Here is a 17290-nt window from a genome sequence, read left to right on the forward strand (position 1 = left end):
GTCTGTGCATATACAGTTGCGTTATGCTGACTTCATTTGCCTTAAGTTTATTCCCCCAAATAACTCATGCTAATGAAGTTACAGAAGTAAGAGTACTCTCAGCCAAAAACATCTCAGATAAACTAAAATTAGCGGAGAAACACAAACGTACTAACCCAACAAAATTCAATGAACTAATTTATGAACTACAAGGCCAACCTAACCTCAAAAATGAACAAAAACAGCATCTCAATTTTTTAATTGCATTCTCCTTTATTTATAGTGGTCAATTTGACAAAGCAGCATCAAAATTACGAGCTCTACAAAAAGAAAAACTGAATAAATTGCTAAGGTACAGAGTTAATTATTCACTTATTGTTGTCGCTACAGCCACCAAAAATTGGTCCGAAGGATTAAAACACATCGCAATAAATAACGAAATTTTGCAATACATCGATGATATAGAGCAATACCAAAACGGTTTACTATCAGTGATAGTATTTTATAGTCAAATGAGGCAGTACCAACTCGCACTAAAATATATTGACAAGCTATCAAATCAAACACTATCACCAACAAATACATGTGCTCTCAAACAATTAAACTTAGAAGCAAGATTTAACCTAAAAGAATTGAAGCTAAACGATACAAACTTCAATGATGCTATTGATGATTGCATTAATGCTAATTTTCTGATTCCTGCACATATTGTGCGTTTACATAAAGCAAAGCTCTATTTGCGAAATGACATGCCCCAAGAAGCACTGGAGTTTTTATTAGGTCATTTGAATGACGCTAAAGCTACCCAATATCCTATGCTAATTGCTGAGATGCATAACGTGCTAGCTAGGTCTTTCATAAAAATAAACGACTTAGAAAGTGCTAAATCACAAGCACAGGCAGCTCTTGCAGTAAATAGTAACGTATCCAATCTGCTACAAGGTGTTGATACTTACCTATTACTTTATGAGATAGCCAAAGCAGAAAATAGCCCTACCTTGGCATTAGAGTATTACGAAAAATACGCAGAAATAGAAAGAGCTAACTTAGAAGGCGAGAAAGCTAAGCACTTAGCATTTCAGTTAGCACAACATAAAACTGCCGAACAAGAAACTCAAATAGCCCTGCTTAACGAAAAGAATGCCTTATTAGAAACCAAACAAGCACTGTCAGAAGCCGAGGTAACAAATACTCGCTTATTCATTACGGTGCTGATTATCAGCCTGTTGTTATTTACCTTCTGGGGTGGTCGCTTATATAAAGCCCATAAACGCATAAAAGAATTGGCCGAATTTGACTCCTTAACAGGTATATTCAATCGTGGTCATTTTACTCAAGTGGCTACTAGTGCATTAAACTATTGTGAAAGTGCAAAACAAGAGTTAAGTGTAATAATTTTCGACTTAGACCACTTTAAATCGGTGAATGACACTTATGGTCATGCCACAGGGGATTGGGCGTTAATCGAAGCTATAAGCGTTTGTAAAGATTTTGGTAGACAAAACGACATATTTGCCCGATTAGGCGGCGAAGAATTCTGTATATTACTACCAAGCTGCGACATACGAACGGCGGCTTTACGTGCAGAGCAGTGTAGACAAGCGATTGAAGGCATTGTCACTGAAGCCTCAGGGCACGATTTTAAGTTAACCGCGAGTTTTGGTGTAACCGACGCTAAAACATCAGGTTTTGTGCTAGAAAAACTACTTGCCGATGCTGACAGTGCAGCTTATGAGTCTAAGCATGCAGGTCGAAACCGTATTACGGTATTTACTATTGAAGAAAAACCTGAACAAAAGCAGCTAGACAGTTCATGGAGTATCACTTAATCTTAAACTAAATATTATTTGCCTAATTGGTCAACTACCGTTTTTGTTGTTTGGAGTGTTACTATTTTTACAAGGTGTAAGGAATATATCCCGACCTCTGTGTGGCTTAGTGTAGTTAGCTTTTTTCTTTTTTATTTTTTTGTACAGAGTACTAAAGTATTAGCTCAGGAGTCACTCAGCGAAGAGGTAATAACGGAACAGTTATCACTAGCAGACAATTCAAGATTAAGCGATCCTAAAAAGTTTAAAGAAACCCTCTATCGTCTCAAAAAACATCAGAAATTCTTTTCTAAAAGTCAAAATGATTTTTTTCAATATCTACAAGGGTACTTTTTTGCTTATTCTGGTGAGCATGTACAAGCGGAAAAAACCCTGACATCAGTATTACCATCAATAACTGATACAAACCTAAAATTTAGAATTAATTACACATTAGTTAACTTGTATGCCATAACCAAAAACTGGGAAGAAGGCTTAGCTTTTATTGAAAAAAATAATGTTTTAATACCTACTATTAAAGAACAAAAACTCATAGTAAGTAGCTTATTAACCGTTGTGATTTTTTATAGCGAAATGAAACAATATGAGTTAACACTTGAGTATATTAATAGACTAAAGAATTATGACGTTTCATTATCAAATCAATGTTTTATTGAACGTTTTCACGCTGAAGCTGCTTATAATATTAATCAATTAACTTCTGATAATGTAACCACAGATAAAGCCTTATCTATTTGCATCAAAGCTAAAAATAAATTAGGTGCTAACTCAGTTAGATTAATTCAAGCGAAACAATTGTTCGAAGCAAATAAACCTCAACAAGTACTCGATTTATTACTACCTCATATAGAAGAAGTAAAATCAACATTATTTCCTATGGGTATTGCCGAAACACATAACAGTATTGCTCAAGCGTATTTAGCATTAGAGATGTTAGCTCTCGCTAAAGAGCATGCTGACCTTGCTAAAAGCATCAATAAAAACAACACAGGTATCGAACGTGCAAGAGCAACCTATAGTTTACTTTATAAAATAGCTGAGCATGAAAACAACCTTGAACTTGCTCATACTTATTTCAAGGTATTTAGCGAACTAGACAAAGCTTACGTAGATGAGATTCACGCAAAGCACATCGCAGTTCAATTAGCACAACATAAAAGTATTGAACAAAAAAATCGTATTGAATTACTCAATGAAACGAATGCGTTACTCACTACAGAACAAACATTAGCTAAAAGTAAAATTACCAATATACAATTAGTGATTGTGGTATTAGTGCTGTCTTTGATTATTTTGTCGCTGTGGGGGATACGGTTATATAAAACTCATCAGGTTATTAAAGTGCTATCAGAATATGATGAGCTCACAGGTATTTATAACCGTCGTCACTTTAATCATGTCGCAAAAATTGCATTAAAATACTGTAAAAGTGCTCACCAAGAGTTAAGCTTTGTTCTATTTGATTTAGATTTGTTTAAGCAAATAAATGATACTTATGGTCATGCTATTGGTGACTGGGCATTACAGGAGTCGATCAAAGTATGCCAAGCAATTGGCCGAAAAAATGATATTTTTGCCAGACTAGGCGGTGAAGAGTTTTGTTTAGTGCTACCTAGTTGTGACATAAATGCCGCAATGGCAAGAGCAGAAGCCTGTAGAAAGGCAATAGAAAATATTAATACTGAAGCCGTAGGTTGCCACTTTACTATTACGGCCAGTTTCGGCGTAACCGATGTAATTCGTTCTGGCTTTGACTTACAAGCACTGTTGAAAGATGCTGATATTGCAACGTATCGCGCAAAAAATAGTGGTAGAAATAAAGTGTGTGCCTTTGAGATTGAGGCACCTCAAGAATAAAAGTAACTGAGAGAAAACGGGTAGTCTCAGTTACTTAATCAGTTAAACTAATTGCTTATTTTCGTTGTCCGTTTAATCTTACCCATTCTTCTTGTACGGTAACGGGCTCCATATCACACCATTGACCATAAATGCCTTGCAGTGTTTCTGCTTGTTCTTCTAATACACCTGACAACGCCAGCAAGCCCTTTTCACCAACGTAGTCCATAATAGTAGGCGCTAACTCACGAAGAGGCCCAGCTAAAATATTTGCCACAACAACATCCGCTTTAAACTTAGGCTGATCTTTTGGTAAAAATAGCTCAAGTCTGTCGGCAACATTGTTTCGTTCTGCATTAGCAAGACTTGCTTGTAGTGCTTGTGGGTCAATATCAATACCGATGACTTTTTTCGCACCAAGCTTTAATGCTGCTAATGATAAAATGCCAGAACCACAACCAAAATCTACTACCGTTTTATCTTTAAGATCTAAGCCGTCTAACCAAGTTAAACACAGCGCTGTGGTTGGGTGTGTCCCTGTACCAAAGGCAAGGCCAGGATCTAACATAACATTAACGGCATCTGGCTCTGGAATATCACGCCAGCTTGGGCAAATCCATAAGCGATTACCAAATTTCATCGGATGGAAGTTATCCATCCACTCGCGTTCCCAGTCTTTATCTTCTAACTGTTCAAGCTTGTATTGCATGTCTTGTTTGTCAGGATGAATACTACGTAAATAATTTAACACTTTGTCCATATCATGACTTGCATCATACAAGCCCATAACCACAGTATTCGCCCAATAAATCACTTCATCACCCGGTAAAGGTTCGTAAATAGGGGTGTCTTGGGCATCAATAAAGGTTACAGCTTGTGCGCCACAGGCAGATAACATATTTGAGTATTTTTCAGCGGTTTCTTCGTTGGCACTTAATCTAAGTTGTATCCAAGGCATGTTCGGTTCTCAGTGTTTATAAATATCAAAGCTAAATAGTAGCCATAAATAAGCTTGATGCTAGTTTACCATTCATTACTGCTAGAGTAGGAGTTAATTCACAACATTATGAGAAAAATGATGACGACACCAATGCTTGATTTACTTCCAGACCTGTTTGATGACCACGCTGATCAATTAACCTTAGTTCAGCCCTTATTTAAAGACTTCGGTAAGAAAAGGATTTTCTTTGGTGAAATTGTCACTGTTTCGTGTTTTAACGATAACTCAAAAGTTAAAGAGCTTGTGGCAACCAATGGTACAGGTAAAGTTATGGTAGTTGATGGCAAAGCGAGTTTAACCAATGCCTTGCTCGGTGATATGCTCGCTGAAAAAGCAGTAACTAATGGTTGGCAAGGCATTGTAATTAATGGCTGTATACGTGATGCAGGCACAATTTCCACCTTAGCTTTAGGTGTTAAAGCTTTAGGGTGTAACCCTATTAAAACTGAGAAGCTAGGCGTTGGTGAAGTGAATGTTCCACTTAACTTTGCTGGCGTTAATTTTATTCCAGGCCAGTTTATTTATGGTGATGACAATGGTTTAGCCGTAAGTGAAAAATTATTAAATAGTCATTTAGTCAAACTAGATTAAGGTTTTTGCTTTTTTCCTATGTTAATGTTTGCTTCATTGTAATAGCAAAGCAAAATTAATTAGGTTTATTAATGAAGTACTTTCCCGTTTTTCTTGATGGCGCGAAAATATCTGCCATGGTTGTTGGTGGTGGCGAAGTTGCAGCGCGTAAAATTGAATTACTACTAAAAACCACCACAAATATTACGATTATGGCGGCTGAAGTTAATGAAGCGGTTGGCCGGTTAATCAATGAAAACGAACTAAATTGGTTACAGCACAATTATGAAGCAGGTAAGTTAAGCGGTATTACCTTAGCGATTGCAGCAACTGATGATAAAGCAGTAAATGAAGCCATTTATCATGAAGCGGTGCAAAGCAATATTTTAGCTAACGTGGTTGACCAACCAGAGCTTTGTACCTATATCACACCTGCCATTATTGATCGTTCACCAATGATTATTGCCTTATCTAGCTCGGGCAGCGCTCCTATACTTATTCGTATGTTAAGAGAGCAAATCGAAAAAATATTACCTGAAGGCTATGGTCGTTTAGCTGACTTTTCATTGAAGTTTAGAGATCACGTAAAAGCGCGCATTAAAGGCTTACGTAACCGCAGAACCTTCTGGGAAAACACACTTCGTGGCAATATTGGTAAAGCCATATTAGCGGGTAATCAACATGATGCTGAGCAGCAATTAATCGCCAGTTTAAAAGAAGAAGTAGCTCCGCCTAAAGGTGAAATTACTTTTATTCACACCAAAGATGGAAACCCTGACAATTTGACCTTGAGTGCTCATAGAGCTATGCAGTTTGCCGATGCAGTATTTTATGATGAAGAGGTAAATATTGGTTTAATTGAATACATTCGTCGAGACGCAGAGAAGTTCCCGCAAAGTATTACCTCCAGTATATTAATTAATTATCGACATGCTTTAGAGCTAGCTGAAAAAGGCCAGCAAGTGATTTACTTACTCGCTGGTAATGAAGAATTACCTGCAAATTCAGCCCTTGAGCATAGTGCTATTTCTACTCAAGCTTTTATTTGTGGCGGCAATTAAGCTCTATTAGATCCTACCGAAATCAAACTTAACCCCCTTTATTCACATTGCTTATAAAGGGGCGCCTCTTCATTGTCAGCATTCTTTACAATTAGAGTATATACTCCACACCTAAAACTAATAAATTCCTTAGTTTTCACGCAAATAACTATTGTGGCGCAAACTATGCAATTAATAACCTGAATGGATTACCGCTTATAGTTGTAGAATTTTAATTAGTCGTACTGTTTTTATATCAGGCAATTCATCCGAAATAACTAATTAAAGGTGTATTTTAGATTTATACTGCAAAGGAGTAAAAAATGAACACGCTTAAAAAGATTTTAGTTACATTCACTTTTTCATTGCTAAGTATTGCTTTTACAAGTAATGCAACGCCGATTACTGCATGGGATTTTATTGTTGATTCAGCATTTACAGGTCCAACAGTTTATACTGCGGGTACTGGTACCCCTACAGAATCAAACACGAATATTTTCTTTGGAGCGCCAACAACGCTTGCATGGGGTGATCAAGTTACCCAAAGTTCTTTAGACATTTCCTCTGGCAACAATGGTAATGTTACAGGCTTTAATTTAGCTAACGGAGATTCAGCTCAAACGGCTCTGTTAGTACATAATAATATTGCTATTCCTGGTGCTTCGAGTGTTTTAGAAAGCACTGTACTTAGTACCGTATTACAAATAACACCGACAGGATTTCCATTTCCTATAACGCCACCGCCAGCAATTGCATTTGATATTTTCTTTAAAGAAACACCAAACGTTGCAGGAATTTGTGGTGGTGTTGCTTGCTCTAATGATATTTTTGTTATTACGATGCCAGCTGGTGTAATTTTCGACCAAGGCGAAGGCACGTTGAATCAACAGTTTGGTATTGGACAATACACTTACAACACTGAGTTAAGATTAATTAGCACAACAAATGGTTCTGGTTTAAGTGTGCTTAACAATACAATTTGTGACCGAGTTCCTGGTGCAACAAATGGCTGTATTGGTTTAACCACGGTTGAAGGTGAGTCTAACGAATTTCAAGTTATGATGAGAATTACTCAGGTTCCTGAGCCTTCTGGAATATTGCTAATGAGTTTAGCTTTATTTGGTATTTTCGCTAGTATGCGAAACAAACACATTTAGCAGTTAATGAGTTTTAATATAATTCATTAATGTGTTCTATAAAATAAAGTACACCTTAATTGAAGTAGAAAAAAAGCAGCGCTAAGCTGCTTTTTTTCTTTTCAATAGTTATCGATGGCCTGTTAATTGGCAATGGTTTAATATAGCGCTTTAACATTAAGCTATGCTCCCGCCCTTCCTATGATAGATGTCACTTTATTATCCCTTTTTATACCGACTTTCTTTTTAGTTAGTATTACGCCAGGTATGTGCATGACTTTAGCAATGACGCTTGGTATGTCAGTAGGTATTCGAAAAACATTGTGGATGATGTATGGCGAGCTACTTGGTGTTGCCATTGTAGCTATTGCAGCAGTTATTGGTGTCTCTGCTATCATGTTAAAATACCCTCAGCTTTTTAATGTTTTAAAGTTTATTGGGGCCGGTTATTTACTCTATGTTGGTGTAAGTATGTGGCAATCAAAAGGCAAACTTGCTTTATCTGCCGCTTCTGAAAAAACTACTCAAGTGATGAACAAGCAATTATTCATCCAAGGCTTTGTTACTGCCATTGCAAACCCTAAGGGTTGGGCATTTATGATATCGCTACTGCCTCCTTTTATTAATACCGAATTAGATCTAGCACCACAATTAAGTCTTTTAATTGCTGTTATTTTGCTGTCTGAGTTTTCTTGCATGATGATTTATGCAACAGGCGGAAAAACCATCGCTAAGTTATTAACTCAAGCTAACAATGTGAAAATACTAAACAAAATTTCAGGTTTGTTAATGATGTTAGTCGCGCTATGGTTAGCTTTGAGCTAGCGGCAAATTAATGCGTCAATAGCTAGTCTATTGCAAACTAATTTTACGCTGTAGTAAGGAAAATAGACTGCTATAAAGCAAGTTGTTATCCCGAGCTGAGATTCAATAATAAGCCATTACTCGAAAATGGCTAAAACGCCATAAACTAATGCGAAGATGGTTAAAACACATTAAAATATACTCCATAATTATTGTGTTTAGTTAAGTGCTAAACACTTCTATTTTTAATATTGTTAGTCGCTTATATGTCTCAAATTAGTATCCCCTCATGTGTTACCCCATATACCCATGATACCTCTGCAGTAATATTGCCCAAGCAATTTACCTATCCCTTTTGCTATAAGCCACATTTACTCGCCGAGATTGCATGTGAAGAGTTACAACAAAAACTTGAAATATTTCATCCATTAAGTTCAAAGCAAAGGGGCAGGATGTATGGTGTATTAGTTGTTAAAACACCAAAAGGAGAGTTAGGTTATTTATCAGCATTGTCAGGTAATACTAATGACTGCAATGCTGATGAAGAAAACAACATAAACTTTGTTCCGGCCATTCATCAAGTTAATGATAAATCGGCAAAAGAGGTAGCAAAGCAAGCACAGATAAATAATATAAATAGCGAAATAGCTCGCTTAGAAGCAAACCCAAAACTAACAGAACTAGCACAATTATTTACCAAGCAAAGCAAGTGTACTCAAGAGCAAATTGAACAACTGCAATCAAAGATGCGAGAGAACAAAAAAAAGCGCAAGGAGAAGCGTTTATGGTTGCAGAGCGCTAATTTAACTGAAAATGAATACCGTAGTATGAGTATTGAGCTTGCAAGACAAAGTGTCACTGATAAAAAAACATTGCTGGCATTGAAAGAAAGTTCAGGACAACAACTTAACGCCATTGAACTCGAATTAACCAAGTTAACCTTGGAAATTAACACGCTGAAAAAAACACGAAAGAAACTGTCTTCAAAATTGCAAAAAGAGTACTTTAAGCAATACCAATTACTTAATATTCAAGGAGATCAGAAAGATTTAGTTGAGTTATTTCGAGACACCATTGTGCAAAAACCTCCAGCAGGTAGTGGTGATTGCGCCGCGCCTAAACTATTGCAATACGCATTTTTGCACAGTTTAACGCCTGTGTGCATGGCTGAATTTTGGTGGGGAGAACAACCAAAATCAGAAATACGCAAGCATCTTCACTTCTACCCTGCATGCCAAGGAAAATGTCAGCCAATTCTTACCCATATGCTTAAGGGGATTGATGTTGAAGATAATCCATTATTAAGAAATCCCGCTGAAGGCAAAAGCTTAGATATTATTTATCGCGATGAACATCTCGTTGTGGTAAATAAACCTGCAGATTTCCTTTCAGTGCCAGGTAAAAGCATTCAAGATTCAGTATATAGTCGAATTAGAGAAATGTTCCCACAGGCAACAGGAAGTTTAGTTTTGCATCGTTTAGATATGGCTACTTCAGGTTTACTGTTACTCGCATTAAATGAACGAGCCCATAAAGACCTACAACATCAGTTTATTGATAAGAAAATCAGTAAGCGCTATGTCGCGATAGTTGATGGCTTACCGACAGAGAAGTCAGGTAAAATTACTTTACCATTGCGCGGTGACATTGATGATAGACCACGACAAATGGTTTGTTATCAATACGGTAAAAAAGCAGAAACACATTGGGAAGTTATTGAACAGGGCAACTCTCAAACCAAACTCTATTTATACCCTATTTCGGGTAGAACACATCAATTAAGGGTACATTGTGCACACCCTCAAGGGCTTAATATGCCTATTGTTGGAGATGGTTTATACGGTAAACATTCAACAAGGCTCCATTTGCATGCGCAACGTTTATCTTTTACACACCCTATTAGTAAAGAATTACTCACATTTGAAGTTGAGGCAGATTTCTAGAACAGTGTCTGCTTTTTTTACATGTGCATATTTTCTAAAAGCACCACTAAATGTAAATAACTGAAATGATTACCAATTATTAAAGAGGCATGTTCTTTGCTCTATCGTGCTCTTTTGTATAATTTGTAAGGGATAACTGTGTTATGAAAGTGTTGAAAGCAGCATTTATAAGTCTTTTTTTAGTGGTAAGTGGCATTGCTAATGCTGGGTTAATGGTTCAATCAGATCAACTTGAGCAAACAGAAGATTTTCAAGATTTTGGTTTTGATTGGGCTATTGATGATTGGATGGCTAATACTGACGCTAATTTAATAATAGAAGTACAAGGTGATCTTGGTTTTTCTAATCTATCGAGTGGTGAGACTTTTGACATTATTGTGGAGTCATTTGACTTAGGCACTCACGGTGCTTTTAGTAATGGATTAAACGGTTGGACAGAGTTAACCGCTAACATGGGCATTAATGCTTGGCATGCATCAAGAACTTTCAATATAACTGCTCTTCAAATGGCCTCTATTTTAAATGATAACTTATTCCAACTAGCAGTGAACTTCAATCAAGGTGTTCATGTAGCTTTTGGTTCATTGAATAATACAGCACCTTTTGTCAAAGCAACTCTTGAGTATACAGCGACTGAGGTTCCTGAGCCTTCTACCATCGCAATGTTCGGTTTAGCTTTACTTGGTTTAGCAGCTAGAAAATCAAAGAAAGCTTAACTTTTAATTATTTACCTAGTTAAAAGGTTAAGTTATCTATAAAAAAAGCACCTTAGTTGGTGCTTTTTTATTGTCTGTTTATGTATACCGCATTTACTTAATCACAAGCGCGACACCACGATGAGCATTACCTTGTTGCGAAGCTGCTTGATATTTCCCATTAACAGTAGAAATTAACTGTAGATCTCCAAACTCTCTCTGTTTCAGAGTGTACCCCTTACCACTTAAGCTGCTTAACGTGGCTTGCTCAATCCCTGCATAGTGTTCAATAACATCTTTAGGCCATAATTGATGGTGAAAGCGCGGTGTATTAACTGCACTCTTAGCACTCATATTAAACTCAATGCTATTAAGAATTGATTGATATACAGAGCTAATAATTGTGGTACCACCTGGGGAGCCCGTTACCATATTAACTTGGTTATTTTTAAGTAAAATCGTTGGAGACATTGAAGAGAGCATTCTTTTATTAGGCTGAATTTCATTTGCAGTACCGCCAAGAGCGCCAAAAACATTTGCTACACCTGCCTTAGCACTAAAGTCATCCATTTCATCGTTAAGAATAAAGCCTGCACCTTCAACAATCACCCCACTTCCAAAGGTGTAATTAATCGTAGTTGTATTGGAAACAGCATTGCCCCATTTATCAACGATAGAAAAATGCGTAGTATCTCGACTTTCTTCTAAACCTGGTGCAACTTGTTCAGAAATAGATATTTTATCTAATGATATTTCTTTGGCTCTTTGGCTTAAGTAGTTTTGATCTAATAATGAGGCTACAGGGACATTTATAAAGTCAGGATCGCCCAAATACTCTGCCCTATCAGCAAAAACCCGCTTTCCTATTTCGGCCAAAGAATGCATGTACTCCAATGAATTATGTTCATAGGTTTTATCACCTTTAACTAAATCATACATAGTTAACCATTGCAGTATAGCAATGCCACCAGAGCTTGGCGGGGGAGCAGTGATAACCGTATAATCACGCCAGTTTTTAACTATAGGTTTACGCCATTTTGACTGATATGAAGCAAGATCATGCTCATTAATAATTCCACCATTATCTTTCATAAATTGGCTAATGATTTTGGCCGTTTGCCCTCGATAAAAACCATCTCTGCCATGAGAAGAAATACGCTTTAGTGTTTCAGCTAGTTCAGGCTGTTTAAAGATCTTACTTGTTTGTGCTGATGAGAAGTATTTAGCAAAATTAACCTTAATTCCTTTGCTATTAAAACTATCAATACGCCAATTAATATTACTTTTCAGCGCAGGGTGAACAATAAACCCTTCTTGCGCTAATTTTATTGCTGGTGCCAGTAAAGATTGCCAGGTTTTAGAGCCATACTTTTTATGGGCTTGCCACATACCATCAACAGTACCCGGAACACCAGATGATAATATGCCATAAAGTGATAAATAAGGTATTACCTCACCATTTTTATCTAGGTACATATCTTTATGCGCTTTTTTGGGGGCTACCTCTCTATAATCTAAAAAATCAGTCTCACCTCCTTTATAAATTGTCATAAAGCCACCGCCACCAATATTACCTGCCTCAGGTAAAGTAACAGCTAGTACAAACTGTGCAGCAATAGCAGCATCAACAGCATTACCGCCACTATTTAACACTTGCTCGCTTACTTGAGCACTGTAGCTATCTGGCATTGCTACTGCAGCCTCAGGTGCGGCTTGTAACTGAAATGAAATACACAAGAATAGCGCTAAAAAGCCGGATAATAATAATTGTTTCATGATGAACTCTTGTTTACTTGAAGGTAAAAAATAAGAGTATGATGAATAAGTCATCGAATATAAACAAAAACCTAAAAATCATATTTTTTACTTGTTATGACACAATCATGTTTTCCCAGAGACTAACTTAATATCTAAATAAGAATGAGCTGATTTCAGATGCATAGAGAATTTGAACAAATGATAGTAAAAAGCCAAGGGCGAATTCGTTATATCGCTTCACGCTATTGTCATGAAGGCGAGTTTGACGATATGTATCAAGAAATATTATTACAGCTATGGCGAAGTTTTGATTCCTTTCAAGGACAAGCTAGCCGCGAAACTTGGGTGTATAAAGTGGCTTTAAATACTGCGTGTACTTTCGTTAAAAAGGCAGTTAAACACAAAGATTTAAAGCAATCTATTTCAAAAGATACCATAAGTGTAACTGAGCCTGCGCAAAACAATTGCCAAGCTGAAATTTTAAACACATTTATGAATCAATTAAATGATACTGACGCCAGCATTTTGATGATGTATTTAGATGGCTTGTCTTCAGACGAATGTGCCGAAGTTATTGGTATTAGTGCCAATGCTGTTCGCTCTCGAATCAAGCGTATTAAAGTTGAATTTGAAAATCAGTATATAGGAGATTAACCATGAAACTTGATGACCTAAAACAAGATTGGCAAGAAACCGTCGAGGCTCCTTTAACAACTGATGATTTTACTAAGGTAATAGCAATGTTAGAGCAACAAACAACCAAAATAGATAAAGAAATAAAACGTCGAGATATACTCGAAATATCCATCGCGGTGTTATTAATACCAGTATGGATTTATGGGTTATTTAATAGTGCAGGTACTTTACAGTCAGCAGGGTTAATAATCGCCGTATTATCGTGCATCTATATTCCATATAGACTACTAAAAGCGAAAAAAATTAATTCACCCAAGAGCACCAATATCAAATCATTTCTAGAGAATGAAAAGCAAAAAGTATCTCAACAAAAGCAACTACTAGAATCTGTCGCTACTTGGTATATTGCACCACTTACGGTCAGTATCATATTCATCACACTCGGTGCTACCGTTGATGAATCAGGCATGCCTCATTTAAATAGCCAGTTAGTAACTTACTACGGCTTTTTAGCTATGCTTGTAGTAGGTGCTTACTTCTTAAATAAACGATCAGCGAAAAAGAAATTCGGCCCACTATTAACCAAAATTGAACAGCGTTTATTAGAACTAGAATCACAGTAGTTTAAATTAACTAGTCAAACTTAGCTGAGCTTAAAATTATATAAAGCTCAGTTTATCCCTAATACCAATCAACAAGTATTTACTTTTCAATGGTTGCTTGCATAAATCAATCATAGAGGAGTTATTTCAAAAATTTAACAATGAGGATGATTATGAAAACTAAACAAAACCGCCATACTGCACTAACAACTATTTTACTGGTATTGTTTATTTGCATCATCAGTGCAGCTAATAGCTATGCGTCATCAAGCAAAGGGAAAATGATTAACATTATTAATCATACATTCAACTTCCCCTTTGGGGGTTAAACCATCACAAAAAATGGTATTCCACTGCGCTTTACGCATATAAACATTAGGCCTACTAGTTAAATTACCTCACCAACCGACGCCAAATAAAACGTTGATTATTAGAAATAATACATTTAGTCATTATCAATTAATCCTTCCAAACCTTTTTTGACAAAATTTGGTAACGCAAAAGAAGCACTATGTAAGGCGGCATTGTAGTAGTCAAAAGTTAATCCACTCGCCTCTACTCGTTCAGCACTAAAATCGTTTGTTGGGTGATGTTTTTTAGTCGCGAAGGTAAAACTCCATAATCCCCCCGGATAGGTTAAATTACTAAAACTGTATAAATAACTTTTTGGGAAAACTGTATTTAAAACCTTTAATAACGATTGCTGAATATCCATGGCATACCAAGAAGACTCGCCTTGCGAAACGACAATGCCATCGTCACTTAAACACTTATAAACATCTTGATAAAATTCTTCTCCAAATAATGGCTGAGCAGGGCCAATAGGATCGGTACTATCAACAATAATCACATCAAATTTTTCATCTGTGCTTTTCACAAATTCAACACCATCGCCAATGATTAAGGTTAATTTTTCATGATCAAGATCTTTAGCCGTCTGTGGAATAAACTCACGGCAAGCATCAACGACCATGCTATCGATTTCAACCATAGTGCATTTATCAACACTGCTATGACGCAATACTTCACGAGCTGTACCGCCGTCTCCACCACCAATAACTAGAACATTTTTCGGCGAAGGATGAGCAAATAAAGGTACATGCGAAATCATATCATGATAAGCAAATTCATCGCGTTCAGTTACCATCACTAAACCATCATTGAGCAACATTTTTCCATGCCCTTTCGTTTCAACGATATCAACCGATTGAAATTCACTCTGACCTGAAAATAGTACTTTTTCGACTTTAAATTTTAGACCTAAAAAATCTTCAAATTTCTCTTCAATCCATAAATTAGAGTTCATGATTTTCTCCTGCTACATCAAACTCAGTGGCTTGCGTAAATTGTTGTGTTGGTAAAATATAGTTAGCAAAATTAACCAAAAAACCGTTTGATAATTTTTGTTGTACCAGAGATTGGCTAACGTAACTTTGTGGCACATTCTTATCGGTGAGTGTTTTGAATTCAGTTTCATTGTAACTCAGCAAATCAAACGACGAAGGTTGCAACACCACTAAAATAATAGGGAGCAATTCAATTAAATTAATGTTTGATTCAAAGCTTACATAACTACTGTCTGCTTGCGGCGTTATATGTATAGTGAGATATTTTTTTCCAAATATAGCATTAACAGAATAACCATAAGGCTTAAAAACAAAGTCATCTATTTGGAAGTTAGGTATAAGTTGTTCAAGTCTTAAAAATTCACGAATATCGTTAGCTTCTAGCCCTTGCCGAGTTAAGTGATTTGAAGCTTCTTCGCTAATTTGATAGGCAAATATTTCATAGGTTTTATCATCAATAGATGCTTTAAAGTCATTATCTTGATGAAAAACAAAATTATGATGGCTGTCCATAGCGCCAAAGCGCATTGCTTTACCTGGCAGGTATTGAGTTAACCGTTTTACATCATCGCCAAAACAACTGGGCTGAGCATGAGCGAAGTATTCATTTTTACGCTGGTACGTTAAATGTTTAATTTTTTCTACGCCAAGTTGTTCAATAAAATATTCTACTGAGTTTACGAGGTTTGTTTCACCACAGGTTAAGATAAGAAAATAGTTGTCCCAAACAAACAGGCTTGATTCAGATAGTAAAAACGCTTTGCATTGTTTATTTGAAATACTTGATAGTATTTTAGCATGGCAGCGATGAACCAATTCAGCCCAAAATTCGTCACTAATATCAGTAAGCAGTGAGAATTTTTCATTATGAACTAGTACTTCAACTTTTTTTTCTGAACCTTCAAAAAACACAGGCTTTCCTAAAATAGAGTATTACTAAGACGTTATAAATATAAAGTAATGTGCGCTAAATAAGAGCACAAAAAATTGCGGTATTTTACAAAAAAAATTGTAGATATCAATAGTAAATTATGCAATTAAACAATCAATTCATTGATTGTTTATTCATCAATAAAAAGACTATACTTTATGGCGTTTTTCAGCATAATGCGACTTTTAATTCTAGCACTACATAACATGGTTTTAAGCGATGAATACTAAAGATGGTATAACAAGCGTACAGAAGAAAATTGGCGACTTAACGGTTAACTTTATTCAACCAGAAACAATTTTTGAATGTGCACAAACATCGAATTGCTTATTCGAAAATGCTATTTATCTATTAGGTTTTGAGTTTGATGGCACGGCTTGTTTTAGAAAGGGAACAAAAGCCGGACCAAATGCATTACGCGCGGTGTCTGACGGCATCGAATCATATTCGCCATACCTTGATGAAGATATTGATGATATTTGCTTCTTTGACTTAGGAAATCTATCAACTAAAATCACGTCAACAGCTGACAAACATAAAAATATTGAACAACAATGGCAAACTGCAACCGACGATTATTTCACACAATTTAGCCCAGAACTTTTTAGCGCGCATCAGATTAAAACATTAACCTTAGGTGGTGAACATTCGATTTCTTATGCGCCTATCACTACATATTTAAAAGCTTATAATGATTTGGTTTTATTGCACCTAGATGCCCATGCGGATCTGCGCGATGGTTACTTAGGTTTTCATTTTTCACACGCTTCCATTATCAAACGTGCCACTGATCACTTTACTAAACAACATCAGCTCATTCAATATGGCATTCGCTCAGGCACAAGAGATGAATATCAATGGATGCGCACTAACAACACCTTAAAAAATAGTCGTGAAGAATTTTTACAAGCTGTGGCTGAAATTGACGATAAACGCCCGATTTATTTAACTTTAGATCTTGATTATTTTGACCCAAGCTTTTTCCCCGGCACTGGCACACCCGAACCCGGCGGTGAAGACTTCCACTCTTTTATCAGCCTTTGTAAAATATTAAAAAGGAAGAATTTTGTCGGTTGTGATGTCGTAGAGCTATCACCAGAGATTGACTCCACGGGCAATAGTGATGTCTTCGCAGCCAAAGTTGTACGTGAACTTATTATTTGTTTAAACCATAAGTAGAGAACC

The 17290-nt window shown here is 36.4% G+C and carries 16 protein-coding genes; 12 read left to right on the forward strand and 4 right to left on the reverse strand.

The window, feature by feature from the left end; all coding sequences use genetic code 11:
* Nucleotides 1-23 precede the first annotated feature (23 nt).
* On the forward strand, nucleotides 24-1808 hold the full coding sequence (locus EPA86_RS10130) for a tetratricopeptide repeat-containing diguanylate cyclase (protein WP_170309621.1): 1785 nt from the start codon (nucleotides 24-26) through the stop codon (nucleotides 1806-1808).
* A 99-nt stretch (nucleotides 1809-1907) separates the two neighbouring features.
* Entirely contained in the window at nucleotides 1908-3665 is a 1758-nt protein-coding gene (locus EPA86_RS10135) for a GGDEF domain-containing protein (protein ID WP_140603322.1), read from the forward strand.
* 55 nt (nucleotides 3666-3720) lie between these two features.
* Here the strand turns inward: EPA86_RS10135 and prmA are convergent, their stop codons facing one another.
* A complete protein-coding gene (gene prmA, locus EPA86_RS10140) occupies nucleotides 3721-4602 on the reverse strand; it encodes a 50S ribosomal protein L11 methyltransferase (RefSeq protein WP_140603323.1) in 882 nt (293 codons plus the stop codon).
* A gap of 132 nt (nucleotides 4603-4734) precedes the next feature.
* Here prmA and EPA86_RS10145 point away from each other — a divergent pair, with 132 nt between their 5' ends.
* The 6 genes from EPA86_RS10145 to EPA86_RS10170 all read left to right on the forward strand — a co-directional run bounded on the left by EPA86_RS10145 (nucleotide 4735) and on the right by EPA86_RS10170 (nucleotide 10853).
* Entirely contained in the window at nucleotides 4735-5235 is a 501-nt protein-coding gene (locus EPA86_RS10145; protein ID WP_140603426.1) for a putative 4-hydroxy-4-methyl-2-oxoglutarate aldolase, read from the forward strand.
* A gap of 71 nt (nucleotides 5236-5306) precedes the next feature.
* Nucleotides 5307-6275 carry an NAD(P)-dependent oxidoreductase gene (locus tag EPA86_RS10150; protein ID WP_140603324.1) on the forward strand — a complete coding sequence of 323 codons (969 nt, stop codon included), beginning with the start codon at nucleotides 5307-5309 and terminating at the stop codon, nucleotides 6273-6275.
* A gap of 302 nt (nucleotides 6276-6577) precedes the next feature.
* Nucleotides 6578-7411: a THxN family PEP-CTERM protein gene (locus tag EPA86_RS10155; RefSeq protein WP_140603325.1), complete on the forward strand. Its 834-nt coding sequence runs from the start codon at nucleotides 6578-6580 to the stop codon at nucleotides 7409-7411.
* Nucleotides 7412-7591: 180 nt separating this feature from the next.
* Nucleotides 7592-8215, forward strand: coding sequence for a LysE family translocator (locus tag EPA86_RS10160; RefSeq protein ID WP_140603326.1), 624 nt, complete (start codon nucleotides 7592-7594; stop codon nucleotides 8213-8215).
* Between the two features lie 245 nt (nucleotides 8216-8460).
* Complete coding sequence (locus tag EPA86_RS10165) at nucleotides 8461-10137, forward strand: RluA family pseudouridine synthase (protein WP_140603327.1); 1677 nt, start codon at nucleotides 8461-8463, stop codon at nucleotides 10135-10137.
* Nucleotides 10138-10280: 143 nt separating this feature from the next.
* Nucleotides 10281-10853: a PEP-CTERM sorting domain-containing protein gene (locus EPA86_RS10170; protein ID WP_140603328.1), complete on the forward strand. Its 573-nt coding sequence runs from the start codon at nucleotides 10281-10283 to the stop codon at nucleotides 10851-10853.
* Between the two features lie 93 nt (nucleotides 10854-10946).
* Here EPA86_RS10170 and ggt read toward each other — a convergent pair whose 3' ends face one another.
* The gene (gene ggt, locus EPA86_RS10175) at nucleotides 10947-12608 is read right to left on the reverse strand and encodes a gamma-glutamyltransferase (RefSeq protein ID WP_140603329.1); all 1662 of its coding nucleotides are present in this window, start codon (nucleotides 12606-12608) and stop codon (nucleotides 10947-10949) included.
* Between the two features lie 159 nt (nucleotides 12609-12767).
* On the opposite strand from ggt, the gene EPA86_RS10180 reads away from it, so the two are divergent.
* The 3 genes from EPA86_RS10180 (at nucleotide 12768) to EPA86_RS18210 (ending at nucleotide 14157) form a co-directional block, all read left to right on the forward strand.
* Nucleotides 12768-13244, forward strand: coding sequence for an RNA polymerase sigma factor (locus tag EPA86_RS10180; protein WP_140603330.1), 477 nt, complete (start codon nucleotides 12768-12770; stop codon nucleotides 13242-13244).
* Nucleotides 13245-13246: 2 nt separating this feature from the next.
* Nucleotides 13247-13849, forward strand: a complete 603-nt coding sequence (locus EPA86_RS10185) for a hypothetical protein (RefSeq protein ID WP_140603331.1) — start codon at nucleotides 13247-13249, stop codon at nucleotides 13847-13849.
* A 152-nt stretch (nucleotides 13850-14001) separates the two neighbouring features.
* On the forward strand, nucleotides 14002-14157 hold the full coding sequence (locus tag EPA86_RS18210) for a hypothetical protein (RefSeq protein ID WP_170309622.1): 156 nt from the start codon (nucleotides 14002-14004) through the stop codon (nucleotides 14155-14157).
* A gap of 116 nt (nucleotides 14158-14273) precedes the next feature.
* On the opposite strand, the gene speE is transcribed toward EPA86_RS18210, so the two are convergent.
* Together speE and EPA86_RS10195 are read right to left on the reverse strand one after the other, a co-directional pair.
* Complete coding sequence (gene speE / locus EPA86_RS10190) at nucleotides 14274-15134, reverse strand: polyamine aminopropyltransferase (protein WP_140603332.1); 861 nt, start codon at nucleotides 15132-15134, stop codon at nucleotides 14274-14276.
* The gene (locus tag EPA86_RS10195) at nucleotides 15124-16086 is read right to left on the reverse strand and encodes an adenosylmethionine decarboxylase (protein ID WP_140603333.1); all 963 of its coding nucleotides are present in this window, start codon (nucleotides 16084-16086) and stop codon (nucleotides 15124-15126) included. Before EPA86_RS10195 ends, speE begins: the two co-directional genes overlap by 11 nt.
* Before the next feature lie 238 nt (nucleotides 16087-16324).
* On the opposite strand from EPA86_RS10195, the gene speB reads away from it, so the two are divergent.
* Nucleotides 16325-17284, forward strand: a complete 960-nt coding sequence (speB, locus tag EPA86_RS10200; protein WP_140603334.1) for an agmatinase — start codon at nucleotides 16325-16327, stop codon at nucleotides 17282-17284.
* Nucleotides 17285-17290: the final 6 nt, after the last annotated feature.

Source organism: Litorilituus lipolyticus, from assembly GCF_006439335.1.
Lineage (GTDB): Bacteria > Pseudomonadota > Gammaproteobacteria > Enterobacterales > Alteromonadaceae > Colwellia > Colwellia lipolytica.

Excerpts from the sequence above, each read along its gene's own strand:
- EPA86_RS10130 (WP_170309621.1), top strand. The coding sequence starts at position 24 with ATGCTGACTTCATTTGCCTTAAGTTTATTCCCCCAAATAACTCATGCT.
- prmA (WP_140603323.1), bottom strand. The coding sequence starts at position 4,602 with ATGCCTTGGATACAACTTAGATTAAGTGCCAACGAAGAAACCGCTGAA.
- EPA86_RS10145 (WP_140603426.1), top strand. The coding sequence starts at position 4,735 with ATGCTTGATTTACTTCCAGACCTGTTTGATGACCACGCTGATCAATTA.
- EPA86_RS10150 (WP_140603324.1), top strand. The coding sequence starts at position 5,307 with ATGAAGTACTTTCCCGTTTTTCTTGATGGCGCGAAAATATCTGCCATG.
- EPA86_RS10155 (WP_140603325.1), top strand. The coding sequence starts at position 6,578 with ATGAACACGCTTAAAAAGATTTTAGTTACATTCACTTTTTCATTGCTA.
- EPA86_RS10160 (WP_140603326.1), top strand. The coding sequence starts at position 7,592 with ATGATAGATGTCACTTTATTATCCCTTTTTATACCGACTTTCTTTTTA.
- EPA86_RS10165 (WP_140603327.1), top strand. The coding sequence starts at position 8,461 with ATGTCTCAAATTAGTATCCCCTCATGTGTTACCCCATATACCCATGAT.
- EPA86_RS10170 (WP_140603328.1), top strand. The coding sequence starts at position 10,281 with ATGAAAGTGTTGAAAGCAGCATTTATAAGTCTTTTTTTAGTGGTAAGT.
- ggt (WP_140603329.1), bottom strand. The coding sequence starts at position 12,608 with ATGAAACAATTATTATTATCCGGCTTTTTAGCGCTATTCTTGTGTATT.
- EPA86_RS10180 (WP_140603330.1), top strand. The coding sequence starts at position 12,768 with ATGCATAGAGAATTTGAACAAATGATAGTAAAAAGCCAAGGGCGAATT.
- EPA86_RS10185 (WP_140603331.1), top strand. The coding sequence starts at position 13,247 with ATGAAACTTGATGACCTAAAACAAGATTGGCAAGAAACCGTCGAGGCT.
- EPA86_RS18210 (WP_170309622.1), top strand. The coding sequence starts at position 14,002 with ATGAAAACTAAACAAAACCGCCATACTGCACTAACAACTATTTTACTG.
- speE (WP_140603332.1), bottom strand. The coding sequence starts at position 15,134 with ATGAACTCTAATTTATGGATTGAAGAGAAATTTGAAGATTTTTTAGGT.
- speB (WP_140603334.1), top strand. The coding sequence starts at position 16,325 with ATGAATACTAAAGATGGTATAACAAGCGTACAGAAGAAAATTGGCGAC.